Annotated in this window: 21 protein-coding genes; 4 read left to right on the top strand and 17 right to left on the bottom strand. The window is 67.6% G+C overall.

All coding sequences use genetic code 11. The features are described 5' to 3' along the window. Positions 1-43: 43 nt before the first annotated feature. Complete coding sequence (gene aspS / locus AAFP35_RS10395) at positions 44-1,852, bottom strand: aspartate--tRNA ligase (RefSeq protein ID WP_419221484.1); 1,809 nt, start codon at positions 1,850-1,852, stop codon at positions 44-46. Positions 1,853-2,031: 179 nt separating this feature from the next. Between aspS and AAFP35_RS10390 the strand changes: the two genes are divergently transcribed. Next, positions 2,032-2,898: a neutral zinc metallopeptidase gene (locus tag AAFP35_RS10390; protein ID WP_419221483.1), complete on the top strand. Its 867-nt coding sequence runs from the start codon at positions 2,032-2,034 to the stop codon at positions 2,896-2,898. Further along, complete coding sequence (locus AAFP35_RS10385; RefSeq protein ID WP_419221482.1) at positions 2,895-4,553, top strand: DUF885 domain-containing protein; 1,659 nt, start codon at positions 2,895-2,897, stop codon at positions 4,551-4,553. Before AAFP35_RS10390 ends, AAFP35_RS10385 begins: the two co-directional genes overlap by 4 nt. A 40-nt stretch (positions 4,554-4,593) precedes the next feature. On the opposite strand, the gene hisS is transcribed toward AAFP35_RS10385, so the two are convergent. After that, the gene (hisS, locus tag AAFP35_RS10380) at positions 4,594-5,859 is read right to left on the bottom strand and encodes a histidine--tRNA ligase (RefSeq protein ID WP_419221481.1); all 1,266 of its coding nucleotides are present in this window, start codon (positions 5,857-5,859) and stop codon (positions 4,594-4,596) included. Beyond that, positions 5,856-6,590, bottom strand: a complete 735-nt coding sequence (locus tag AAFP35_RS10375) for an MBL fold metallo-hydrolase (RefSeq protein WP_419221480.1) — start codon at positions 6,588-6,590, stop codon at positions 5,856-5,858. The genes hisS and AAFP35_RS10375 overlap by 4 nt, the downstream gene beginning before the upstream one ends. A 123-nt stretch (positions 6,591-6,713) precedes the next feature. Here AAFP35_RS10375 and AAFP35_RS10370 point away from each other — a divergent pair, with 123 nt between their 5' ends. After that, the gene (locus tag AAFP35_RS10370; RefSeq protein ID WP_419221479.1) at positions 6,714-7,637 is read left to right on the top strand and encodes a peptidylprolyl isomerase; all 924 of its coding nucleotides are present in this window, start codon (positions 6,714-6,716) and stop codon (positions 7,635-7,637) included. 249 nt (positions 7,638-7,886) lie between these two features. Here the strand turns inward: AAFP35_RS10370 and AAFP35_RS10365 are convergent, their stop codons facing one another. The 9 genes from AAFP35_RS10365 to ruvC all read right to left on the bottom strand — a co-directional run bounded on the left by AAFP35_RS10365 (position 7,887) and on the right by ruvC (position 18,456). After that, positions 7,887-10,265, bottom strand: coding sequence for a RelA/SpoT family protein (locus AAFP35_RS10365; protein ID WP_419221478.1), 2,379 nt, complete (start codon positions 10,263-10,265; stop codon positions 7,887-7,889). 63 nt (positions 10,266-10,328) lie between these two features. Continuing rightward, complete coding sequence (locus tag AAFP35_RS10360; protein ID WP_419221477.1) at positions 10,329-10,937, bottom strand: adenine phosphoribosyltransferase; 609 nt, start codon at positions 10,935-10,937, stop codon at positions 10,329-10,331. Further along, positions 10,930-12,630 (bottom strand): ABC transporter substrate-binding protein, encoded by a 1,701-nt coding sequence (locus AAFP35_RS10355; RefSeq protein WP_419221476.1) that lies wholly within the window; start codon positions 12,628-12,630, stop codon positions 10,930-10,932. Before AAFP35_RS10355 ends, AAFP35_RS10360 begins: the two co-directional genes overlap by 8 nt. 9 nt (positions 12,631-12,639) lie before the next feature. Beyond that, positions 12,640-13,881, bottom strand: a complete 1,242-nt coding sequence (gene secF, locus AAFP35_RS10350) for a protein translocase subunit SecF (RefSeq protein ID WP_419221475.1) — start codon at positions 13,879-13,881, stop codon at positions 12,640-12,642. Beyond that, positions 13,878-15,503, bottom strand: a complete 1,626-nt coding sequence (secD, locus tag AAFP35_RS10345) for a protein translocase subunit SecD (protein WP_419221474.1) — start codon at positions 15,501-15,503, stop codon at positions 13,878-13,880. Before secD ends, secF begins: the two co-directional genes overlap by 4 nt. 135 nt (positions 15,504-15,638) lie before the next feature. Beyond that, positions 15,639-16,037, bottom strand: coding sequence for a preprotein translocase subunit YajC (gene yajC / locus AAFP35_RS10340; protein ID WP_419221473.1), 399 nt, complete (start codon positions 16,035-16,037; stop codon positions 15,639-15,641). A 151-nt stretch (positions 16,038-16,188) separates the two neighbouring features. Further along, on the bottom strand, positions 16,189-17,265 hold the full coding sequence (ruvB, locus tag AAFP35_RS10335; protein ID WP_419221472.1) for a Holliday junction branch migration DNA helicase RuvB: 1,077 nt from the start codon (positions 17,263-17,265) through the stop codon (positions 16,189-16,191). A 10-nt stretch (positions 17,266-17,275) separates the two neighbouring features. Beyond that, on the bottom strand, positions 17,276-17,872 hold the full coding sequence (ruvA, locus tag AAFP35_RS10330; RefSeq protein ID WP_419221471.1) for a Holliday junction branch migration protein RuvA: 597 nt from the start codon (positions 17,870-17,872) through the stop codon (positions 17,276-17,278). Next, positions 17,869-18,456, bottom strand: a complete 588-nt coding sequence (gene ruvC / locus AAFP35_RS10325) for a crossover junction endodeoxyribonuclease RuvC (RefSeq protein ID WP_419221470.1) — start codon at positions 18,454-18,456, stop codon at positions 17,869-17,871. The genes ruvA and ruvC overlap by 4 nt, the downstream gene beginning before the upstream one ends. Positions 18,457-18,549: 93 nt before the next feature. Here ruvC and AAFP35_RS10320 point away from each other — a divergent pair, with 93 nt between their 5' ends. Further along, a complete protein-coding gene (locus AAFP35_RS10320) occupies positions 18,550-19,158 on the top strand; it encodes a hypothetical protein (protein ID WP_419221469.1) in 609 nt (202 codons plus the stop codon). A gap of 67 nt (positions 19,159-19,225) precedes the next feature. Here the strand turns inward: AAFP35_RS10320 and AAFP35_RS10315 are convergent, their stop codons facing one another. The 5 genes from AAFP35_RS10315 to AAFP35_RS10295 form a co-directional block, all read right to left on the bottom strand. Continuing rightward, positions 19,226-19,978 carry a YebC/PmpR family DNA-binding transcriptional regulator gene (locus AAFP35_RS10315; protein ID WP_419221468.1) on the bottom strand — a complete coding sequence of 251 codons (753 nt, stop codon included), beginning with the start codon at positions 19,976-19,978 and terminating at the stop codon, positions 19,226-19,228. Positions 19,979-20,075: 97 nt separating this feature from the next. After that, entirely contained in the window at positions 20,076-20,702 is a 627-nt protein-coding gene (pdxT, locus tag AAFP35_RS10310) for a pyridoxal 5'-phosphate synthase glutaminase subunit PdxT (RefSeq protein WP_419221467.1), read from the bottom strand. After that, positions 20,699-21,553 carry an acyl-CoA thioesterase gene (locus AAFP35_RS10305; RefSeq protein WP_419221466.1) on the bottom strand — a complete coding sequence of 285 codons (855 nt, stop codon included), beginning with the start codon at positions 21,551-21,553 and terminating at the stop codon, positions 20,699-20,701. The genes pdxT and AAFP35_RS10305 overlap by 4 nt, the downstream gene beginning before the upstream one ends. A gap of 304 nt (positions 21,554-21,857) precedes the next feature. Next, positions 21,858-22,412 carry a LuxR C-terminal-related transcriptional regulator gene (locus AAFP35_RS10300; protein WP_419221465.1) on the bottom strand — a complete coding sequence of 185 codons (555 nt, stop codon included), beginning with the start codon at positions 22,410-22,412 and terminating at the stop codon, positions 21,858-21,860. A 106-nt stretch (positions 22,413-22,518) separates the two neighbouring features. Further along, positions 22,519-23,409 (bottom strand): PP2C family protein-serine/threonine phosphatase, encoded by an 891-nt coding sequence (locus AAFP35_RS10295; RefSeq protein ID WP_419221464.1) that lies wholly within the window; start codon positions 23,407-23,409, stop codon positions 22,519-22,521. Positions 23,410-23,429 lie beyond the last annotated feature (20 nt).

Genomic DNA, 23,429 nt, shown 5'->3' with positions numbered 1-23,429 from the left:
CGCGGCACCATCACCGCAGCCGACCGCGCCGGTGTCGACGTGGTCATGCCCCGTCGGCCGGGGCCCCGGTCTCGGACTCGGCATGCTTGCGCGGCACCGGCTTGGCGTCGATGCCCGATTCCTTGCGCTGCTGCGCGGTGATGGGTGCGGGTGCGTCCGTCAGGGGATCCACGCCGCCGCCCGACTTCGGGAACGCGATCACCTCTCGGATCGACGACTCGCCGGCCAGCAGCGCGGTGATCCGGTCCCAGCCGAAGGCGATACCGCCGTGCGGGGGCGCACCGAACGCGAACGCGTCGAGCAGAAAGCCGAACTTCTCCTGCGCCTCGTCGTGCCCGATCCCCATGATCTCGAAGACCCGTTCCTGCACGTCGCGACGGTGGATACGGATCGAACCGCCGCCGATCTCGTTGCCGTTGCAGACGATGTCGTAGGCGTAGGCCAGCGCGGCACCCGGATCGGACTCCAGCACCGCAAGGGACTCCGGCTTGGGAGAGGTGAAGGCATGGTGCACCGCAGTCCACGCCCCCGAGCCGACGGCGACATCGCCCGACGCGGTCGCCTCGTCTGCCGGTTCGAACAGCGGCGCGTCGACGACCCAGGTGAACGCCCAGTCGTCTTCCTTGATCAGCCCGAGTCGTGCGGCGATCTCGCCGCGAGCAGCGCCGAGCAGCGCCCGTTGTGCCTTGGCAGGTCCGGCCGCGAAGAACACACAGTCACCCGGGTCGGCGCCCACATGCGCGACGAGTCCGGCGCGTTCGGAGTCGGAGAGGTTCTTGGCGACCGGTCCACCGAGTTCTCCGTCCTCGCCCACCAGCACGTAGGCGAGGCCCTTGGCGCCGCGCTGCTTGGCCCACTCCTGCCAGGCGTCGAGCTGACGACGCGGCTGCGAGGCCCCACCAGGCATCACCACGGCCCCGACGTAGGGGGCCTGGAAGACCCGGAACGGGGTGTCCTTGAAGTAGTCGGTGCATTCCACGAGTTCGATGTCGAACCGCAGATCCGGCTTGTCGGTGCCGAAGCGACGCATCGCATCCGCGTAGGTCATCCGCGGGATCGGCGTGGTGATCTCCACCCCGATCAGCTTCCACAACGCGGCCAGCACCTCTTCGGCCAGCGCGATCACGTCGTCTTGGTCGACGAAACTCATCTCGATGTCGAGCTGGGTGAACTCGGGTTGGCGATCGGCCCGGAAATCCTCGTCGCGGTAGCAGCGCGCGATCTGGTAGTAGCGCTCCATCCCGGAGACCATGAGCAGCTGTTTGAACAGCTGCGGGCTCTGCGGCAGCGCGTAGAACGTGCCCGGCTGCAGACGCGCGGGCACCAGGAAGTCGCGAGCACCCTCGGGGGTCGACCGGGTCAGTGTGGGCGTCTCGATCTCGACGAAGTCGTGCTGCGCGAGCACGCCGCGCGCCGCGGCGTTGACCTGGGAGCGCAGACGCAGCGCATGGCTCGGTCCCTCGCGACGCAGGTCGAGGTAGCGGTACCGGAGGCGCGCTTCTTCGCCGGGCGTCTCGTCGAGCTGGAACGGCAACGGTGCGGATGCGTTGAGCACCTCGAGGCTCTGCGCGTTGATCTCGATGTCGCCCGAGGACAGGTTCGGGTTCTCACTGCCGGCAGGCCGCTCTTCGACCACGCCGGTGACCGAGACACAGAACTCGGCGCGCAGGCGGTGCGCGGACTCGGCGACCTCCTCGGCACGGAACACCACCTGCACCACGCCCGAGCGGTCCCGCAGATCGATGAACACCACGCCACCGTGGTCACGACGACGGGCGACCCAGCCGGTGACGGTGACGGTCTGCGAAGCGTCGGCGCGACGAAGCGAACCGGCCAGATGCGTGCGGAGCACTCGGAATCCTTCCCAGGACGGGTACAAGTTGAAACGGCGATCGATGAATCTCCGAGCTCATCCTACGTTCGGCACCGGACCCGACCTGCACCGGCCGTCGCCGGAACACATGCCGACACGCGTGTCGTCATGTCGTCGTTCGAAACCGCCTGTCGCCTCACGACGAATATGCTCGGTCCATGACATTTCAAGGCGGCGGTCCCCTGGACACCAGCTCCGTCTCCGGTGGTGGGGGCGGCGGGGGCGGGATGGGCCGCATCGCCCTCGGCGGCGGCGCAGGCCTGATCCTGACGATCGTCGCGCTGTTGTTCGGGATCAACCCCGGTTCGATCACCGGCGGCACCGGCACCGGTTCCGGGGTCAGCAGCCAGGACGCCGCCGAACTCGATGCGCACATCCGGTCGTGCACCATCGAGAAGGCCAACACCGACGATGTCTGCCGCATCGTCGCCACGGTGAACAGCGTCAACAAGGTGTGGTCGGAGCAGATGCCCGGATACACCGAACCGAAGACCACGATCTTCTCCGGATCGGTGAGCACCGGGTGCGGGGCCGCGTCGTCGGCGACCGGGCCCTTCTACTGCCCCGCCGACGAAACCGCGTACTTCGACCCGTCGTTCTTCGCGACGCTGCGCCAGATGGGTGGCAGCGACGGGCCACTCGCCCAGGAGTACGTGGTCGCCCACGAATACGGCCACCATGTCGAGAACCTGACCGGTGTGCTGGCCAAGGGCCAGCGCATGGGGTCGCAGGGACCCATGTCCGGCTCGGTGCGCATCGAGTTGCAGGCCGACTGCCTCGCCGGGGTGTGGGCCTACCACGCCGACAAGGGGCCGGACGCCATGCTCGAACCGCTCACCCAGGAGCAGATCGACAGCGTCATCCAGACCGCCAAGGCGATCGGCGACGACACGATCCAGGGTGCGGGCTCCAATCCCGAGGGCTGGACCCACGGCTCGGCGCAACAGCGCTCCCGCTGGTTCACCATCGGCTACGAGTCCGGTGACCAGCGTCAGTGCGACACGTTCGCGACCAACGACCTGTGACCGGGGCCGACCGTCCGGGCCGTCGACCGACCGCCGTCGATCGACTCGCCGAGGCCCACCTGGCCGACTCGGCGCGTCTCGACCCGATCTTCGCCACCGAGGTCGGGATCGGCGACCACGACCACCTGCTCCCCGACTACTCGCCCGCGGGTGCCGCCGCGCAGGACGCCGCCGCACGGTCGGCGGTGTCGGCATTGACCGATGCGGCCGTCGTCGACGATGTCGACCGGGTGACCGTGGCCACCATGCTCGCGTCCCTGCGCCGGGAGATCGCCCTCGGCGACGCAGGTGAACGCGTGGGCGACTGCAATGTCATCGCCTCACCGCTACAGGCCATCCGCGACGTCTTCGATCTGATGCCCACCGACACCGCCGACGATCGCGAGGTGTTCGTCGCTCGCCTGCGCGCGATCCCCACCTGCGTCGACACCGTGGTCGAGGGACTGCGGCATCGGATCACGCACGGACCAGCGCATGCCCGTCGTCAGGCGGAGCTGGTGGCCGCCCAGGCCGACGAGGCGACCGACGCGATCGCGACCAACACCGCGCCGTTCGCGGCGGACCCTGCGTTGCAGAGCGCGCTGCACATCGCGCTGGAGGCCGCTCGCGGTGCGTTCGGCCACCTCGCCGAGGTGCTACGCGGCGAGGTCGCGCCGGCCGCATCGGAGGTCGACGCGGTCGGACGCGACCGCTACGTCCGATTCCTGCCCGCCTATCTCGGTGCCGACGTGGATCCGGGCGAGGCGTACGAGTGGGGGCTCGACCATCTGCGGTCGATCGTCTCCGAACAGTCGGGCATCGCCGCGCAGCTCGTCGGCGACGGTTCCATCCGGGACGCGATGGACCATCTGAACTCGTTGCCGCAGTATGCGATCCATGATCGACATGCCTTCGTCGCATGGATGCAGGAGCTCTCCGACCGCGCCGTCGCGGGTCTGGCGGGCACCCATTTCGACCTGCCATCGCGCCTGACGCGTCTCGAATGCCGTCTGGCGCCGTCGTCGACCGGGATCATCTACTACACGCAGCCGAGCGCCGACCTGACGCGCCCCGGGCGGATGTGGTGGTCGGTGCCGCCCGAACAGTCGGTGTTCCACACCTGGCAGGAAACCACCACGGTCTTTCACGAGGGTGTACCGGGCCATCATCTCCAACTCGGCTCCGCCATCGTCAGCGACGACCTCAATGCCTGGCGGAAGCTGGCGTCGTTCACGTCCGGGCACGGGGAGGGCTGGGCCCTCTACGCGGAACGATTGATGGGCGAGCTCGGCTGGCTCGACGACCCGGGCGACCGGATGGGCATGCTCGACTCGCAACGGCTGCGGGCGGCGCGGGTCGTCGTCGACATCGGCGTCCACTGCGAACTACCCGCACCGGAATCGGTGGGCGGCGGCATCTGGGACGCCGACAAGGCCTGGCGGTTCCTCACCGAAGCGGTCGCGATGGATCGGACGGTGCTGCGCTTCGAACTCAACCGATACCTGGGCTGGCCCGGACAGGCACCGTCGTACGCACTGGGACAGCGCGTCTGGGAGCAGACCCGCGATCAGGCGCTGGCCAGACACCCGGAGTGGTCGTTGAAGGACTTCCACGCCCGTGCACTTGCGCTCGGCGGGGTCTCGCTGGACGTGCTCGCCGACGAGATGACACGGTGAGCCTTGCCCCGCGTCGCCACCCGGCAACGGGGGCATCTGCTCAGGCCAGCAGCCGCCCGATCTCGGTGACCACGTCGTCGAGCGCGACCTCGTGCTGGTCGCCGGTCGAGAGGTCCTTGACCTCGATGCGACGTTCGGCGAGCTCACGATCACCGAGGATCATGGCCAGACGCGCACCCGACCGATCGGCGGCCTTCATCGCACCCTTGAGGCCCCGATCGCCGTAGGCGAGATCGACGCTGATGCCCGCGGCCCGCAGCCGTCCGGCGACACCCACGAGTTCGGATTTGGCATCGGCCCCGAGCGGGACGCCGAAGACCCGGCAGCGCGCGACGTCGGCGTGTGCGACCCCCTCTGCCTCCATCGCCAGCATGGTGCGATCGACACCCAGTCCGAAACCGATCCCCGACAGATCCTGTTTGGCGCCGAGCTGTCGCATCAGCCCGTCGTACCGGCCGCCGCCGCCGATGCCCGACTGGGCGCCGAGGCCGTCGTGAACGAACTCGAAGGTGGTCTTGGTGTAGTAGTCCAGACCGCGCACCAGACGCGGGTTGAGTTCGTAGGGGACTCCCAACCGCTTCAGATGCGCGAGCACGGCGTCGAAGTGGGCGCGCGATTCGTCGGAGAGATAGTCGACGAGCAGCGGCGCGTCGGCGGTGGCCTCCCGCACCTCGGGACGCTTGTCGTCGAGCACCCGCAGCGGGTTGATCTGTGCACGATTGCGTGTCGCCTCGTCGAGATCGAGTCCCGACAGGAACTCCTGCAACGCCGCCCGATAGGGCCCGCGGCTCACGTCGTCACCCAGCGAAGTGATCTCCAGCCGGAAGCCGGACAGTCCCAGTCGGCGGTAGCCCTCGTCGGCGATGGCGATGACCTCGGCATCGAGCGCCGGATCGTCGACGCCGATGGCCTCGACGCCGACCTGCTGCAACTGTCGGTACCGGCCGGTCTGCGGCTTCTCGTACCGGAAGAACGGACCGGCGTAGCAGAGCTTCACCGGGAGCTGTCCACGGTCGAGACCGTGCTGGATGACCGCGCGCACCACGCCAGCGGTCCCCTCGGGCCGCAACGTGACCGAGCGGTCACCACGGTCGGCGAAGGTGTACATCTCCTTGCTGACCACGTCGGTCGACTCGCCGACGCCACGGGCGAAGAGCCCGGTGTCCTCGAAGACGGGCAGTTCGATGTGCCCGTATCCGGCGAGCCGGGCCGCGTCGGTGAGGGTGTCGCGCACCCGCCGAAAATCCGCGGAGTTCGGGGGGAAATAGTCGGGGATGCCCCGCGGCGCGGCGAAGTCGGCGCTCACAGTCCGTATCGTCCCTTCTTGGGTGCGTCTGCGTCAGACGAGCTGGTGGCCAGTCCGGCCAGGAACGGATTGCTCGCACGCTCCTGACCGATGGAGGTCTGGGCTCCGTGACCGGGCAACACCTGTGTGTGATCCGGCAACGGCAGCAACTTGGCGGCGATGGAGTCGAGCAGTTGCTGATGATCGCCGCCGGGCAGGTCCGTCCGCCCGATCGACCCGGCAAACAATACGTCACCGGAGAAGCACACCGGCACCAGCTCGGTGGACCCCGCGTCGGTCTCGACCGGCACCTCGACACCGAGCAACACCGAACCCTGGGTGTGTCCCGGTGCGAGATCGACGGAGAACCGGATACCCGCGAGGTCGACGTCCTCACCGTCGGCGAACTCGATCACCTTCTCCGGCTCGCGGAACTCGATGTCGCCGATCAGCGGGCCCAGCGCCCGTCCGAGCCCCTGCCCGGGATCGGCCAGCATCGGCCGGTCGGCAGGATGGATGTACGCGGGGATCGAGTACTCGTCGCAGAGTTCGGCGGCGTTCCAGGTGTGGTCGAGGTGACCGTGGGTCAGCAACACCGCCACCGGCGTCAGATCGTGTTCGGCGAGCAACTCGCGAACCCGGGCCGCCGCGTCCTGGCCTGGATCGATGATGACGGCCTCGGAGCCCGACTCGGTGGCGAGGAGATAGCAGTTGGTCTGGAACATCCCCGCGGCGAATCCGGTGATCAGCATCTGTCCATTGTGACAAAGCGCCCCGACCATGGAACTCTCAGGTTCGGCTGGCACACTGGCCAGTCGCGGTAGCATCAGCGCCGATCATCAAGGGGAGCCACGACTTCAGGAGGGTCTTAGCGCGTGTCCACCAACGAGGAACGACGCGAAGCGGCCAAGCGCAAGCTGGCAGAACGCCTCGAACGCGAACGACAGCAGGCCCGTCGCCGCAAGATCGTGATCGCGTCGGTGTCCACGGTGGTCGTGGTCGCGATCGTCGCGACCGCCACCACCCTGATCGTCAAGAAGGTCCTCGACGATCGTGAGGCGGCACGCTGGACGGCGTGCGCGTACACCGATCAGCCGAACCGCTTCGATCAGCTGCCCAAGGAGGTTCCCGCCGAGGTGCCCGCCAATCAGAAGGCGCAGGCGCAGGCCTACCTCGACGAGATGCATGCGGGTCAGGCCAAGCAGCGGACAGCACCCAAGCCCGGCGACAAGCAGCTCAAGGAGGGGACCGCGAACCTGGTGTTCGACACCAACCAGGGCGCCATCCCCGTCTCGCTGGAACGCAACGGCGCACCGTGCAACACCGGCGCGGTGATCTCGTTGGCGGAGAACAAGTTCTACAACGACACCCCCTGTCACCGGATCACCAACAGCGAGTCGCTGAAGGTGCTGCAGTGCGGCGATCCGACCGGCACCGGTGCGGGCGGCCCGGGATGGTCGAGCCCCGACGAACTGCCCACCGACCTCAAGCCGGCCGGTCAGCCGGATCCGTCGTCGGGCACGCAGCCGGTGATCTATCCGCGCGGCACCGTTGCGATCGCCAACAGCAACAACCCGCAGATGGGTGAGTCCAACACCGGCTCGAGCCAGTTCTTCCTGGTCATGCAGGACAGCCAACTCGCGCCGAACTATTCGGTGGTCGGCAAGGTCGACCCGGCCGGTCTGACCGTGCTGGACAAGATTGCCGCCAACGGCGTCACCCCCGGCCCCAACGGCAGTGCCGAGGACGGCCGGCCGAAGCAGCCGGTCGACATCACCACCGCGACCGTCAAGAGCTGACCCGGACGACCTGCTCCGCGGGTCATCAACTCACGAGATCCGCCCCACCCGGGCCGTCGTCGACAGGACGTCGACAGGCTCTGGGTGGGGCGGATCTCGTGTGGGCACGGCCGGACAGATTGCCGTTCCCCCGGTGCCGACAACCGCCCAGGGCGCATCTGCGATTCGGACGTGGCGGCGGGCGGTCACCTGGGCCAAAGATGCTGCACGACAAGCGATCCCCCGAGCAGGAGCCGCAGGGCCGAGAACTCAGGCCGCCGACGTCACGCGATAGACGTCGTAGACGCCCTCTACGTTGCGGACCACGTTCAGCACGTGTCCGAGGTGTTTGGGATCGCCCATCTCGAAGGTGAATTTGCTGACCGCCACCCGGTCGCGGCTGGTGGTGACCGACGCCGACAGGATGTTCACCCGTTCGTCGGCCAGCACCTTGGTGACGTCGGAGAGCAGGCGGTGCCGATCGAGGGCCTCCACCTGGATCGCCACCAGGAACACCGATTCCGGTGACGGCGCCCACGAGACGTCGATGATCCGCTCGGACTGCTGACGCAACGACCCGGCGTTGGTGCAGTCGGTGCGGTGCACGCTGATGCCACCACCTCGGGTCACGAAACCGAGGATCTCGTCGCCGGGCACCGGTGTGCAGCATTTGGCGAGCTTGATGACGACGTTGTCCACGCCCTCCACGACGACGCCCGCGTCACCGCCCTGACGGCTGCGCGTGGGCAACGTCGACGGTGTGGACCGTTCCGCGATCGCGTCGACGGCGTCGTCGATCCCGCCGAGCGAGGCGACCAACCGGTTGACCACGTGCCGAGCCGACACGTGATGCTCGCCGACCGCGGTGTAGAGCGCGGTGACGTCGGCGTACCGCAACTCTTTCGCGATCGCCGCCATCGACTCGGCACTCATCAAGCGCTGCAACGGAAGTCCGCCGCGGCGAACCTCCTTCGCGATGGCGTCCTTACCGGTTTCGAGAGCCTCCTCGCGACGTTCCTTGGCGAACCACTGCCGGATCTTGGCCTTGGCGCGCGGCGACACCACGAACTCCTGCCAGTCCCGCGACGGACCGGCGTTGGGCGCCTTCGAGGTGAACACCTCGACGACCTCACCGTTCTCCAGCTTCCGTTCCAGGGCGACGAGCCTGCCGTTGACCCGGGCCCCGATGCATCGGTGCCCGACCTCGGTGTGCACCGCATATGCGAAGTCGACGGGAGTCGACCCGGCGGGCAACGTGATCACGTCCCCCTTCGGGGTGAACACGAAGATCTCTTGTACCGCGAGGTCGTAGCGCAGCGACTCCAGGAACTCGCCGGGGTCGGCGGCTTCCCGCTGCCAGTCCAGTAGCTGGCGCATCCACGCCATGTCGTCGATCTCGGCGACCTCTGCGCGGCGCGGACCCTTCCCCTTGCGACCGCTGTCCCGGTAGCCGTTCTCCTTGTAGCGCCAGTGCGCGGCGATGCCGAACTCGGCGGTCCGGTGCATCTCGTGGGTCCGGATCTGCACCTCGAGGGGTTTGCCCTCGGGTCCGATCACCGTGGTGTGCAACGACTGGTAGACGCCATAGCGTGGCTGGGCGATGTAGTCCTTGAAACGCCCGGCCATCGGCTGCCACAACGAGTGCACGACGCCGACGGCGGCGTAACAGTCACGCACCTCGTCACAGAGGATGCGGATACCGACGAGATCGTGGATGTCGTCGAAGTCGCGACCCTTGACGATCATCTTCTGGTAGATCGACCAATAGTGTTTCGGTCGTCCCTCGACCGTCGCGGTGATCCGTGCGGAGCCGAGCGCATTGTTGATGTCGGCGCGCACGCGGGCCAGGTAGGTGTCGCGCGACGGCGCCCGGTCGGCGACGAGACGCACGATCTCCTCGTACCGCTTCGGGTGCAGGATCGCGAACGACAGATCCTCGAGCTCCCATTTCACCGTGGCCATTCCAAGCCGATGAGCAAGGGGCGCAATGACTTCCAGGGTTTCGCGGGCTTTACGCGCCTGCTTCTCCGGCGGCAGGAACCGCATCGTGCGCATGTTGTGCAGACGGTCGGCGACCTTGATGACGAGGACCCGCGGATCCCGCGCCATCGCGATGATCATCTTGCGGATGGTCTCGGCCTCCGCCGCACTGCCGAGCGCGACCTTGTCCAGCTTGGTCACGCCGTCCACGAGGTGGGCCACCTCCGGCCCGAAGTCCTTCTCCAGTTCCTCCAGTGAGTACCCGGTGTCCTCGACCGTGTCGTGCAGCAGCGCGGCGACCAGGGTCGTGGTGTCCATGCCGAGGTCGGCGAGGATCGTCGCGACCGCGAGGGGGTGGGTGATGTACGGATCCCCGGACTTGCGCTTCTGTCCCTCGTGTCGCTCGTCGGCGACGTCGTAAGCGTGCTGCAGCAGTGCGACGTCGGCCTTCGGGTAGATCTCGCGATGCAGGGTCACCAACGGCTCGAGCACCGGTCGCACCGGACTGCGGGTGGCGGTCATGCGCCGGGCCAGACGCGCGCGCACGCGACGCGACGCCGACGACGGCGCCCCCAGATCGGCGGGCTGATTCGCCGGACGGTTCGCCGCAGCGTCCGCGGACGCCTCCCCCGCGCGCTGTCGAGCAGTGGTGTTGACCTCGTCGGTCACGGCGACCTCCTCTCCCCGATCTGCAACAACCGATGAAACGAGTCTAGTCCGGCGGGTGTGCGCTCAGCCGTGGGTCACCGCATGTACGGGTAGCGCGGCGCCCAGCCCTTCGGCGATGGTCGCACGGCCACCGAGACCGTCGAGTTCCATGATCACCGCGACCCCGACGACCTCGGCGCCTGCCTGGTGGAGGAGGTCGGCGGTGGCGACGGCGGTCCCGCCGGTGGCGAGCACGTCGTCGACGACGAGCACGCGCTGACCGGACAGATCGATGCCGTTCGCCGGGATCTCCAAGGTCGCGGTGCCGTACTCGAGGCTGTAGGTGATGCTGTGGACGGGCGGGGGCAGTTTGCCGCCCTTGCGGACCGCCAACACCCCGACGCCCAGTTCGCATGCCACCGCACCACCGAGCAGGAACCCTCGGGCGTCGATGCCCGCGACCAGGCCGATGTCGCGACATCCGTGGGTGAGCGCCGTGACGATCGACGACAAGCCCGACGGGTCGGCCAGCACCGGGGTCAGATCCTTGAACGCGATACCCGGCTGCGGGAAGTCGGCGACCATCCGCGCATGCACCTCGATCTGCCGACGGGCCTCGGCCAGCGCCTCGCGGGTGACGGCATCGCCGTCGTCGTCGTGGCCGGAGCGGGTCGGCTCCTGTTGCTCAGTCACGTACCGTCCACCGATCCATGTTCCAGCCGGTGCCGTTGCGCCCCAGCCCGGCCACCACATTATCGACCCCGCCACCCCATCGCTGAATCCGCGGGGCCGCGAACAACGGGATCGACGGCATCTCCGCCCACGCCGCGTTCTCGATGGTGCGGACCAGCTCGAGACGGTCGGAGGCGAGATCGGCGGTGGCCAATTCGTCGATCGCACCGCTGACCGCCGGATTGCGGAACCCACCCAGGTTGAGCGGATCGCCGCCACGCAGCTGATAGGCATCCCGGGACGGGTTGGCGGCCCCCGCTGCGGCGAAGGACGCGCCGTTGGCCACCAGCAGCGCATCCACATCGGTGCCAAGCACCGGGGCGATGTCCGGCGAGCCGGCGTCGACCACGTCGAGACCCACCCGCCTGCAGGAATCGGCGATCGCGGCGACCATCTGCGTACGTCGCGGCGTGGGTGCGAGGTACCCGACCCGGACACGCGCCGGTCCGGCGCTCTGGCCGACCAGCGTGCGCGCCCGACCCAGATCGGGTCGGGCATACGCCGCACCGAAACCGCCGTTGAGCTGGCCGGCGAGGTTGTCGGCCGGCGCGAGTACGCGCAGGTTCCACATCTGCGCGCCTTGCCCGAACTGCCTGGCCAGAGCATCACGCGGCACGCAGGAGGCAAAGGCGCGGCGCATCGCGACGTCGCCGAAGACGCCCTTCTCGGCGAGCACGAGTTGCTCCACCGACAGTGCCCGGCTCGGCTGCGGGAGCAGGTGCACGCTCGGCGCCTCGGGCGTCGGCGAGATCTCGTCGTCGGCGAAACCACCGGTCACGTCGGCGACGTCGAACTTGCCGTCGGCGATGTTGGATTGGGCATCGGTGCCGCGCCCCCACACCGCGATGTGTCCGGTCGCAGGCGCGTCGCCCCACCACTTCTCGTTCGCGACGAGGACCAGTCCGTCCGACTCCGAGTACCGCTCCACCCGATACGGTCCCGACGACGGGAAGCGGGCGGGATCGATGTCCCCGGGTGTGAGGGCGAATCCGGTGTCCCACGCCTTCGCAATCCGCGGCATGACCGCCCGATTACCGGTACGGATCGGCGCCACGACATCCGCAACACCCGCCGTCCGGGCGACGACGTGGGCGGGCACCATCGTGCCTGCCCCGAACAGGGACAGCCAGTCGCGATAGTCGCGCCCGCGTGCGAACGTGACGGTGGCCGTACGGTCCCCGGGATTGCAGTCGACCGACTCGATGTCGCGGTAGCCCGCCGTGGTGGCCGGATGGAAACCCGGGAATCGTCCGCTCATCGCCGCCCAGGCCAGCACCAGGTCGTCGCAGTCGAGTGCCTGCCCGTCGGAGAACACCGCTTCCGGGTTGAAGTCGTACCGCAGTGTCAACGATCCGCCCGGAACCGGTGTGACGGTGCCGATGTCACGATCAGGGGTCACCTGGCCCTGCGCGCCCAGATAGCTGAAACCCGGCAACATCCGGGTGGTCGCCATCAGCACGCCGCGGGCGTTCCCGTCGACCGTGTTGGCGTTGTAGCTGTCGATGTCGGCGTCGACCACGTAGTTGATGGTCGGCGGCCCGTCGTCGCCACAGGCGCTCAGCAGTCCGGCAAGGAGCACCAGCACGGTGGCCACGCCGAACACACTGCCGCGCAGGCCGGTTCGTCTCCGGTCGGTCCCGGTCGGATCAGTCACGGGCGTAGGTTAACGCGACCGCCGCCGTTTTCCCGTCGGGTTCGCTGGCGCGTCGCCGGCCCGTCGGCCGGCCGGACGGCCACGCACCGGACGCGGCTCGACCACATCGTCGCCCGCCGCGACACGTGCCCGACGATCCAGCACCCGCTTGGTGTGCCTGCCGATGTCCTCACGGCGCTCCTTGAGCGTCACCAGCAGCGGTGCGGCGAGGAAGATCGACGAATAGGCGCCGACGATGACGCCGACGAGCTGGATCAGCGCGAGATCCTTCAGCGTGCCGACACCGAGCATCCACACCGCGATCACCATCAGCGCGATGATCGGCAGCACCGAGATGACGGTGGTGTTGATCGAGCGCATCAGGGTCTGGTTGACCGCCAGGTTTGCCTGTTCGGCGTACGTGCGTCGCGTGGTCTGCAACACCGACCGCGTGTTCTCCGAGACCTTGTCGAACACCACCACGGTGTCGTAGATCGAGAAACCGAGGATGGTCAGCAAGCCGATGACGGTGGCCGGGGTGACCTCCCAGCCGACGAGCGAGTAGATGCCCGCGGTCACGATCATGTCGAAGAACAACGACGCCAGCGCGGCGATCGACATCTCGCGGTCGAATCGCACGGCGATGTAGATGAACACGATCACCAGGAACACGGCCAACGCGATCAGCATCTTCTCGGTGATCTCGCCGCCCCAACTGGAGCTGACATCCGACGAACTCACCTCCCCCGCGGTCAGCTGGGGACCGAACTCGTCGGCAAGAGCACGGGAGATCTGTTCTGTCTGAACCGCATTGAGGGTTTCGGTGCGCACCTGGACGGTCTCGCTGGAACCCGAGCCCGCGGTTTGCAGCGATTCGGGCTCACTTCCGAGGGTGTCGGCAAACACCTTCTCGACCGCGTCGGTGGTGATGCCTGCGGAGACCGGGATCGAGATCTGGGTACCGCCCTCGAACTCGATGCCGAGGGTGAAGCCGCGGATCGCGATCGACCCGATGGAGATCACCAGGATCACCAGCGTCACCACGTACCAGGTGCGGCGCCGCGCGATGATGTCGAAGGCACCGGTACCGGTGTAGAGCCGCGACAGGAACGACCGACCGGACTCCGGCACGAAGTCGGCATCCGACGACGTCGTCGTCAGCGTGTCGGTCCCGGTGTCCTCGGTGCGCGGGGGCGGCGGCGGTGTGGAGCCGCGGGCTCCGTCGGTGCGACCCGAGTTCGGCCGCGCGGGTTCGGGAGTCTGCATGCTCATTTCGTCGATCCTTCCGACGCACCCTCACGGTTCGACCGCGCCGCGACCCGACGTTGTCGGGCCACCTCGCTGACCGCCCCGAGACCGTTGACCGACGGTCGTGACAGGAACTCCGAGCGGCTGGCCAACACGACCAGCGGATGGGTGACCAGGAACACGACCACCACGTCGAGGATCGTCGTCAGACCCAGGGTGAACGCGAATCCGCGAACCTCACCGATCGCGAGCACATAGATGATGACCGCGGCGATGAAGCTGACGGCGTTACCCGTCCAGATCGTGCGCCGGGCGCTTGCCCAGCCTCGTGGTACCGCCGATCTGAAACTTCGTCCCTCGCGCATCTCGTCCTTGATGCGTTCGAAGTAGACGACGAAGGAGTCCGCCGTCATGCCGATACCGATGATCAGGCCGGCCATGCCGGACAGGTCGAGAGTGAAGCCGATCCACCGGCCGAGCAGCACGATGATGCCGTAGACCATCAGCCCGGAGAGCACCAGCGACAACACGGTCAGGATGCCCAGCATGCGGTAGTAGAACAACGCGTACAACAGCACGGCGATCAGACCCACCGCACCCGCGACCAACGCGGCCTTGAGCGAGGACAGACCCAACGTCGCCGACACCGTCTCGGCATCCGAGGATTCGAAGGACAGCGGCAACGATCCGTACTTCAGGACGTTGGCCAGGTCCTTGGCTTCCTGCTGGGTGAAGTTGCCGCTGATCTCGGTCTGCGGGGTCGTGATCGCACCCTGGATCTGGGGGGCGGACACGACCTTCGTGTCGAGCGTGAACGCCGTCTGCTTACCGGTGTTCTTGGCGGTGTAATCGGCCCAGAATTTCTGCGCGTCGCCCTTGAATTCCACCTGGACGATCCACGAACCCGCCTGCTGCGTGGTCCCCGCGGTGGCGTTCTTGATGTCCCGGCCGTCGATGATCTCCGGGCCCAGCAGGTACACCTGGGTGCCGTCCTGCGAGCACGCGACCAGGTATTGGTCGGGCAGGTCGTTACCCAGCAGCGGATCGTTGGCGTCCGTGGAGCAGTCCATCTTGGCCATCTGTGCGTTCAGCGCATCGAGATTGGCCCCTTCCGGCGCCTGTCGTAGCTTGCGCTGTTCGTCGATGGCCGCCGCCGACGTCTCGCGATCCTGGGCGGACTGCTCGGTGTCCCCGGACTGGTTCTCGTCGTTCTGAGGCGTCTTCGGCTGGGGCGTCGCGGCGGTGACGTTCTCCACCGGACGCACGAACAGACGTGCGGTCTGACCCAGCGAGCGTGCCTGCTTGCCGTCGTCGCCCGGGACGGTGATCACCAGGTTGTTGCCGTTGACCACGACCTCCGAGCCGGAGACACCCAGCCCGTTCACACGCTGCTCGATGATCTGCTTCGCCTGGTCGAGCTGCTCACGTGACGGCGGTTTGCCGTCCGGGGTGCGGGCGGTCAGAGTGACCCGGGTACCGCCCTGTAGGTCGATACCGAGTTTCGGTGTCGGCGAACCGCCTCCGGTGAAGAAGACCAGCGCGTAGACGATTGCCAACAGCGCCAAGAATGCGGTCAGGGGTCGCCACGGGGGAATCTCACGCTGAGGTCCCGACCGCTTCGTCGACGCCCGGCGAGGTGTGGTCACTACTGTTCTGATCTCCTGAGGAATCCGTGCGTTTCAGGCGTGAACGTGCCCCGACGCACGCGGGAATGCCGGTCGGTCGCCCACTCTACTGACTACGCGGTAACACCCGGTCGCCCGGGCGTCACCGCGTGGAGATCACTTGTCGTCGGTCGGGTTCTCGGCCGGACGATCAGTGGAGAAGGAATCGTCGGACAGCGAGTCCGACTCCGGTTCCGGAGCATCGATCTGCTCGGGACGACCGGTCAGCGCACCCGGGTAGGTCTCGGCGGCCTCGTCGGTGGGCACCACACGCACCACCGCGACCCGGTTGAAACGCGCGACGATGCCGGTCGCGATCTCCAGGTCGACGAAATCCGACGACGAGCCGTCGACCACGGTCGCGAACATCCCGGAGGTCAGCTGCACCCGCGCGCCGGTGGCGACCGAGTTCTGCATGTCCTGCATCTCGGCCATGCGCTTCTTCTGCTTACGGATGCTCATATACATGAAACCGGCCAGCAGGACCAGCAGAAGGGGGAAGAGAAGGGACTCCATGATGAACGCGTCAATCCTTGTCGATGTCGAGTCGTACGTGCTTGCAGTCGTACGGGTGTTTTGTCCGATTCCGGCACTCAGTCGGGTCGGCGGTCGTCATCCAGTGTGCCATGCCCGTGCCGGTGCACCCGAAATGCGGGTGCGACGCCGGTCACAGGTCGTCGAAAAGACTGTCGGTGCCGACGTCGCGGGTGCGCACCCCGAAGGCGGCATTCAGGGCACCGGCCGGCGGGGTCAGATCGAGGTGATGCCACGCCGCGGCCGTGGCCACCCGGCCGCGTGGGGTGCGCGCCATCATCCCGGCACGCACCAGGAACGGCTCACACACCTCTTCGACGGTGGCCGGTTCTTCGCCGACGGCCACCGCGAGGGTGGAGACGCCGACCGGACCGCCACCGAACCCCCGGACAAGGGCGTTGAGCACCGCACGGTCGAGACGGTCGAAACCCAGACCGTCGACGTCGTAGACGGCCAGCGCGGCCCGCGCGATCTCGACGGTGATGACACCGTCGCTGCGCACCTCCGCGTAGTCCCGGACCCGACGCAGCAACCGGTTGGCGATGCGTGGGGTGCCGCGCGAGCGTCCGGCGATCTCCACGGCCGCGTCGTCGCGCAACCGGATGCCCAGGATGCCGGCGGATCGACGCAGCACCCGCACGAGTTCGTCGGTCTCGTAGAACTCCATGTGTGCGGTGAACCCGAACCGGTCGCGCAGCGGTCCGGTCAACGATCCCGATCGCGTGGTAGCGCCGACCAGGGTGAACGGGGCGACGTCGAGCGGTATGGACGTGGCCCCGGGCCCCTTGCCCACCACCACGTCGACCCGGAAATCCTCCATCGCCAGGTAGAGCATCTCCTCGGCTGGTCGGGCGATGCGGTGGATCTCGTCGATGAACAGCACGTCACCCTCGACGAGGTTCGACAGCATCGCCGCGAGATCACCGGCCCGCTCCAACGCCGGGCCCGACGTGACCCGGATGGCCGCACCCATCTCGGCGGCGATGATCATCGCCAACGACGTCTTACCCAGTCCGGGCGGACCGGACAGCAGGATGTGGTCGGGGGTTCCGCCACGCCCCTTGGCGCCGTGCAACACGAGTTCGAGTTGCTCACACACCCGCGGCTGGCCGATGAAGTCGGACAGTGACCGTGGCCGCAGCCCGGCGTCGAAGTCGCCGTCGGCGGGTAGCTCGGTGGCGCTGACCTCACGCTCCTCGGAATCGGTCATCGCTCCCCTCTCACGCTGTCTTCCCCAGCAGCGCCAACGACTTGCGCAACAGGGTGGAGGCATCGGCGTCGGGTGCGTCGGCCAGCACGGCCGAGAGTGCCTTGTCGGCCGGTCCGGCGGTGAAGCCGAGGCCGACCAACGCCTCGGCCACCTGGTCGCGCACCGATCCGGGCGCGATGCTCACCGGTCCGCCGGCCGATCCGGTGGGCATCTCCACCTTGTCGCGCAGTTCCACGACCAGCCGCTCGGCCACTCGCTTACCGATTCCCGGCACCGTGGTGAGCGCCTTGACATCAGACTCCGCCAGCGCCCGCCGGAGCGCATCGGGTTCGAGGACCGCCAGGGTCGCCATGGCCAATCGCGGCCCGACGCCGGTGACCGTCTGCAACAGCGCGAACAACGACCGCGCATCGGGCTCGGTGAAGCCGTAGAGCGTCATCGAGTCTTCTCGGACGATCATCGAGGTCAACAGGGTGGCCTCGTCACCGCGACGCAGCGATGACACCGTCGCCGGGGTCACCAGCACGCGGTAACCGACGCCGGCACAGTCGATCACCACATGATCGAGGGCGATGTCGACGACGGGCCCGCGAACCGACGCGATCATGCAACTCCCCCGCTACGTGTCGCCGCGGACCGCTTCGCGCTCGCCACCTTGTCCCGATGACGGCGGGTGAGCTCGTCGGCCTTGCGCTGTGCCTGCGCCATCCGTTCGATCATCGGTCCCCGCCAGCAGTGGCAGATCGCCAGCGCCAGCGCGTCCGCGGCATCGGCAGGGCGCGGTTTGGTCTGCATTCCCAGGATCCGCGTCACCATCGTGGTGACCTGTGCTTTGTCGGCGCGACCGCTGCCGGTGACGGCGGCCTTCACCTCCGACGGGGTGTGAAATCGCACCGGAATGCCCCGCTGACCCGCGGCGAGTGCGATGACCCCGCCCGCCTGCGCCGTGCCCATCGCGGTGGAGACCTGGTTCTGGGCGAACACCCGCTCGATGGCGACCACATCGGGTTGGTGCACGTCGAGCCAATGGCAGGCAGCGGTGTAGACGGCGAGCAACCGATCCGCGAGATCCATGTCCGTCGGCGTGCGGACCACGTCGACGTCGAGAGCGGTGACCTTGCGACCGCGGCCGGATTCCACCAATGCGATCCCGCATCGGGTGAGACCGGGATCGACCCCCATCACACGCACGCACACCTCCACCACGGCTACCGAACAGTTGTTCGAGATTCTATCGGCACCCGACGACATCGTCGTCGACCAACACGCGACAATGGCGCCACCATGCCGACCTACCGTCCGATCACCCCAGCCGATCTCATCGAGCACTGTGCCGACGTCGCGGCAGGCGAGCCCGGCCGCCGGATCATCGTGGTCGACGGCGCCGACGCCGCCGACCCGGACCGGTTCGCGCAGGCGATCACCGAGACCCTGACGTCACGTGGGCGGGCCGCCGCGGTGGTGGCGATGAACGACTATCTGCGTCCGGCGTCGTTACGCTTCGAGTACGGCCACACCGACACCGAGAGCTATCGGACCATCTGGTTCGACCACGACGCCGTCCGCCGCGAGGTGATCGATGCGCTGCACAACCGCGGCGAATGGCTACCAAGGCTCTGGAATGCGGTGCGCGACAGATCTTTTCGTGACACCGCGCGCAGCGCGACGGCCGACCAGGTGGTGGTGCTGTCGGGTCCCCTGCTGCTCGGCAGCGGGCTGGATGCCGACGTCACGATCGCCCTGCGTTTGTCGGAGGGTGCGCTGCGGCGCGCGACCCCGGCCGCGGAGCTGTTCACCATCCCCGCACTGCTCGACCATGCCCGCAACGGGCCGTCGGCCGACGTCGAGATCCGCTACGACCATCCCGATCGGCCCGCGATAGCCGAGCGATGACCTGAGCGAGGACGAGCGCCGCAAATCCGTCAGCGCGAATCCGTCGGCGCTAGTCCGTCGGCGCGGGTCAGGCGTCGAGTTCGGCGAGGACCTCGTCGCTCACGTCGATGTTCGTGTAGACGTTCTGCACATCGTCGGAGTCCTCGAGCGCGTCGATCAGTTTGAACACCTTGCGCGCACCGTCGACGTCGACCGGAACCTCCACCGACGCACGGAAATCCGCTTCCGCCGAGTCATAGTCGATGCCGGCTTCCTGCAACGCCGTACGGACCGCGACCAGGTCTCCCGGCTCGCTGACGACCTCGAAGGTCTCGCCGAGGTCGTTGACCTCTTCGGCACCGGCGTCGAGGACGGCGAGCAGCACATCGTCTTCGGACTGGTCGTTCTTCTCCAGGGTCACCACGCCCTTGCGGGTGAACAGGTAGGCCACCGAACCCGGGTCGGCCATGTTGCCGCCGTTGCGGGTCATCGCGGTCCGCACCTCACCGGCCGCACGGTTGCGGTTGTCGGTGAGGCATTCGATCAGGATGGCGACACCGTTCGGGCCGTAGCCCTCGTAGGTGATGTTCTGCCAGTCGGCGCCGCCTGCTTCTTCGCCGCCGCCACGCTTGCGGGCGCGCTCGATGTTGTCGTTGGGCACCGACGACTTCTTGGCCTTCTGGATGGCGTCGTAGAGAGTCGGGTTGCCTGCCGGGTCACCACCGCCGGTACGTGCCGCCACCTCGATGTTCTTGATCAGCTTGGCGAACATCTTGCCGCGCTTGGCGTCGATGACCGCCTTCTTGTGCTTGGTGGTGGCCCATTTGGAATGGCCGCTCATGAGACTCCCGCATTCCTTCTCGACGTCGATTCCCGGCTGACGTGACCATCCGATGACGATCCGCCCAACGACAAGAGCTTACCGGGCGGGGTCACACTCACCGACGGGTGCGCACCATGTCCACGAAGTAACCGTGCACGCGGCGGTCGCCGGTGACCTCGGGATGGAACGACGTCGCGAGCACCGAACCCTGCCGCACGGCGACGATGCGCCCCTGAGCGGGACCGTCGGGAACCCTCGCGAGCACCTCGACCTCCGGGGCGATCGATTCCACCCACGGTGCGCGGATGAACACGGCACGCATCGGTGTTGCTCCCGATCGGTCGGTGATCCCGGCGAACTCCAGATCCGTCTCGAAACTCTCCACCTGCCGTCCGAAGGCGTTGCGCCGGACCGTGATGTCGAGGGCGTCGAGGTGCCGCGCGTCGGGCCGGGTGTCGAGGATCGTGCTGGCCAGCATGATCATGCCGGCGCACGAACCGTAGGCAGGCAACCCCGCGGCCAGACGCTCCCGCAACGGATCGAACAGGTCGAGCACTCCGAGCAACTTGCTCATCGTCGTCGATTCCCCGCCCGGGATGACGATGCCGTCGACCTGCGTCAGCTCACTCGGTCGTCGCACCGTGCACGCCTGCGCGCCTGCCTCGGTGAGAGCGGCGAGGTGCTCGCGTACGTCACCCTGAAGTGCGAGGACCCCGATCAGCGGTGCGTCGATCGTGCTCACCGGTCCTGCCGTGCGTGCTGATCGGCGGGCATCGCCCGGCCGGTACGACTCAGTCCCTCCTGGGTGACCGCAGCGACCATCCGTCCGTCGAGATCGAAGATGCGCCCCTGGGTCAGCGCACGACCGGCGTCCGCCGACGGCGAGGTCTGGTCATAGAGCAGCCATTCGTCGGCGCGGAACGGCCGCATGAACCACATCGCGTGGTCGAGGGAGGCAGATTGCGGTTCGACGCCGGGATGCGGCACCTTGGACGATCCGAGCAGCGTCATGTCACTCATGTAGGCCAGGGTGCCGACATGGAACACCTGGTCATCGGGCAACCGTCGACGATGCCGGAACCAGACCCGCTGTTGGGCCGCGAAATAGCCGGAGGTGGCCATCTGCTCCGGAGGCACCAGACGCACATCGAAGTCGCGCCATTCCTTGAACACCGCCTTGGCCTCGTCCGACAGATCGGCAGCCTGGTCGGGCAGTTCGTCGGGGCTGGGCGCCGGCGGCATCCGATCCTGATGCTGGATGCCCTGATCGGTGGTCACGTGGAAGGAGGCCGACATGGTGAAGATCGCCTCGCCGTCCTGGATCCCGGTGACCCGCCTGGTGGTGAACGATCGCCCGTCGCGGATGCGGTCCACGAGGAACACGGTCGGCTTGTCCGGATTTCCCGGCCGCAGAAAGTATCCGTGCAGCGAGTGGACGGCGAACTCGTCCGGCACGGTGCGTGTCGCCGACATCAACGCCTGCCCGGCAACCTGACCCCCGAACGTACGTTGCAGATGGCTCGGAAATGCAGGTCCGCGATAGATGTCTTTCTCGATCGCCTCGACCTGGAGGATCTCTTCGATGGTTGCCACGAGGTCCAGTATCGCGCACTGTCGATCGGTGATCGGCCAACGGACCCGAAATGTGTAACGGCGGCACCGGGTCCGGCGATCTCCTCAGTGGCTTGGGCCGGACCATCGGAACCCCCGACCCGATGGTCCGGTCCAAGCCTTTCCCCGACTCCCCCGGGTCTATCCCGTCTCCCCGTCGTCCCCGTGCGGTGCCGTGTTTCCCCGGCGGGCGCTGTGTATCCCTGGCGGCGATGTGTTCTCTGCGGCGCTGTGTTCTCTGCGGCGCTGTCATCCCGCTCGGCGCCGCCTCCTCGTCAGATCGGGCTCAGAGTTCCTCGAGCGACATGTGCCCGTCCTGGACGGCCCGCGCCACCAAAGCCGCCTTGGTGGGTGCCGCACGCCCGACATCCGAGTATTTGGCGCGGATGCGCGTCAGATGGGTGTTGACCGTGCCCAGCGATATGTAGAGGGCCTCTGCGACAGCGGGTTTCGAATCGAGCTTCAACCAGGTGCGCAGCACCTCGATCTCGCGGGTGGTGAGTGCCGGACGATCGCTCGGAACCACCGACGACCCGCACGAGCAGCCACGACCGGCCGATTCGACGCGCGAGGCCGAGGTGACCAATGTCATGTGCGGCCGTGGACCCATCTCGCCACGCGGAGCACGCACTGCGCCGCGCATCGGCCGCCCGGACAGCGCTTGACCGGGAAGCACTTGACCGGGCAGGGGTTGACCGGGCAGGGGCATCCGACGCTGCTTGAGTCGGGCCAGCGCCTCCTGCCTGCGTCGAGCGGCCTCGGCCTGACGTCGCGAATCCTGATGAGCCCCGTGACGTACCGGTGAGTGATGTGCGGGCACGTGATCTGCGATGACGGTCATGGATGTCCTCACTCGTCCGGGGGGCAAATCGTCTTCTGCCCCGCTTTCGAGAGTTAGACGCAGCGAGTTCGGCTCTGGTTCCGCGAATTCCGAAAAAAATCAGAAATCATTCGTCGGCAGTGTCAGACGCCTTCTCGCTCTGCGACATCCCGGCACCGTTGGACACCTCGGCGCCGTCGGATACCTCGGCATTGTCGGATGCCTCGCCACCGTCCGATTCGTGGACCGCCACCACGATCACGGTGACATTGTCGTGGGCGCCGAGAGCGAGCGCGGCCTCCACGAGCGCATCGGTCGCCTGTTCGGCGCTGTCGGAGCCCAGCAGGATGTCGGCGATCTCTTCGTCCGGGAGTTCTCCGGTGAGTCCGTCCGAGCAGACCATCAAGACGTCGCCGGGCAGCGCGGGCAGCGAGAAGAAATCGGCCTGCGGCTCCACCATCCCGGCGCCCAGAGCCCGCGTGATCACGTTGCGGCGCGGGTCCACGCGGGCCTGCTCCCGCGTGATGAATCCCGCGTCGACGAACTCCTGGACCTGCGAGTGATCGACGGTGAGTTGTTCGAGCGCGCCACCCTGCAACCGATAGGTACGCGAGTCGCCGACGTTGAGGACCAGCCAATGCGGTTGTCCCTCAAAGGTGACCAGCACCGCGCCGGTGACCGTGGTCCCGGCCCGGCGATCCGAATCCACCGAGATGTCGCCGATCTTCTCCTGCGCCCGCGACAGCAGGGCGATCAGATCGAGCTGCGTCTCGGACTGCTCGTGCAGCACCGGCACCTCGGCGATCGTCAGCAGCGCCGCCTCGCTGGCCAACTCACCGCTGTCATGGCCACCCATACCGTCGGCGAGCAGGTATCTGCCCGGCAGGATGACGGCCGCGTCCTCATTGGCCTCACGTACCCGACCGACATCGCATGCCACCGCCCACTCGAGCCGCAACCCCTCCAGGGTGTCGGTGCCGCAGCCGGATGCGTCTCGGACTATCGTCGCCGCGTCCATGATCAGCAGATCCTACGGCA

It is taken from the genome of Gordonia sp. CPCC 206044 (assembly GCF_048537895.1).
Lineage (GTDB): Bacteria > Actinomycetota > Actinomycetes > Mycobacteriales > Mycobacteriaceae > Gordonia.
Note: the sequence above shows the minus strand (reverse complement) of the source record. Positions and strands in the feature narration are given on the sequence as shown.

What these genes read in the sequence shown, in the direction of transcription:
- AAFP35_RS10390 (WP_419221483.1), top strand. Translation starts at nt 2,032, where the DNA reads ATGACATTTCAAGGCGGCGGTCCCCTGGACACCAGCTCCGTCTCCGGT.
- AAFP35_RS10375 (WP_419221480.1), bottom strand. Translation starts at nt 6,590, where the DNA reads ATGCTGATCACCGGATTCGCCGCGGGGATGTTCCAGACCAACTGCTAT.
- secF (WP_419221475.1), bottom strand. Translation starts at nt 13,881, where the DNA reads ATGAGCATGCAGACTCCCGAACCCGCGCGGCCGAACTCGGGTCGCACC.
- yajC (WP_419221473.1), bottom strand. Translation starts at nt 16,037, where the DNA reads ATGGAGTCCCTTCTCTTCCCCCTTCTGCTGGTCCTGCTGGCCGGTTTC.
- ruvB (WP_419221472.1), bottom strand. Translation starts at nt 17,265, where the DNA reads ATGACCGATTCCGAGGAGCGTGAGGTCAGCGCCACCGAGCTACCCGCC.
- ruvA (WP_419221471.1), bottom strand. Translation starts at nt 17,872, where the DNA reads ATGATCGCGTCGGTTCGCGGGCCCGTCGTCGACATCGCCCTCGATCAT.
- AAFP35_RS10320 (WP_419221469.1), top strand. Translation starts at nt 18,550, where the DNA reads ATGCCGACCTACCGTCCGATCACCCCAGCCGATCTCATCGAGCACTGT.
- AAFP35_RS10315 (WP_419221468.1), bottom strand. Translation starts at nt 19,978, where the DNA reads ATGAGCGGCCATTCCAAATGGGCCACCACCAAGCACAAGAAGGCGGTC.
- AAFP35_RS10300 (WP_419221465.1), bottom strand. Translation starts at nt 22,412, where the DNA reads ATGACCGTCATCGCAGATCACGTGCCCGCACATCACTCACCGGTACGT.
- AAFP35_RS10295 (WP_419221464.1), bottom strand. Translation starts at nt 23,409, where the DNA reads ATGGACGCGGCGACGATAGTCCGAGACGCATCCGGCTGCGGCACCGAC.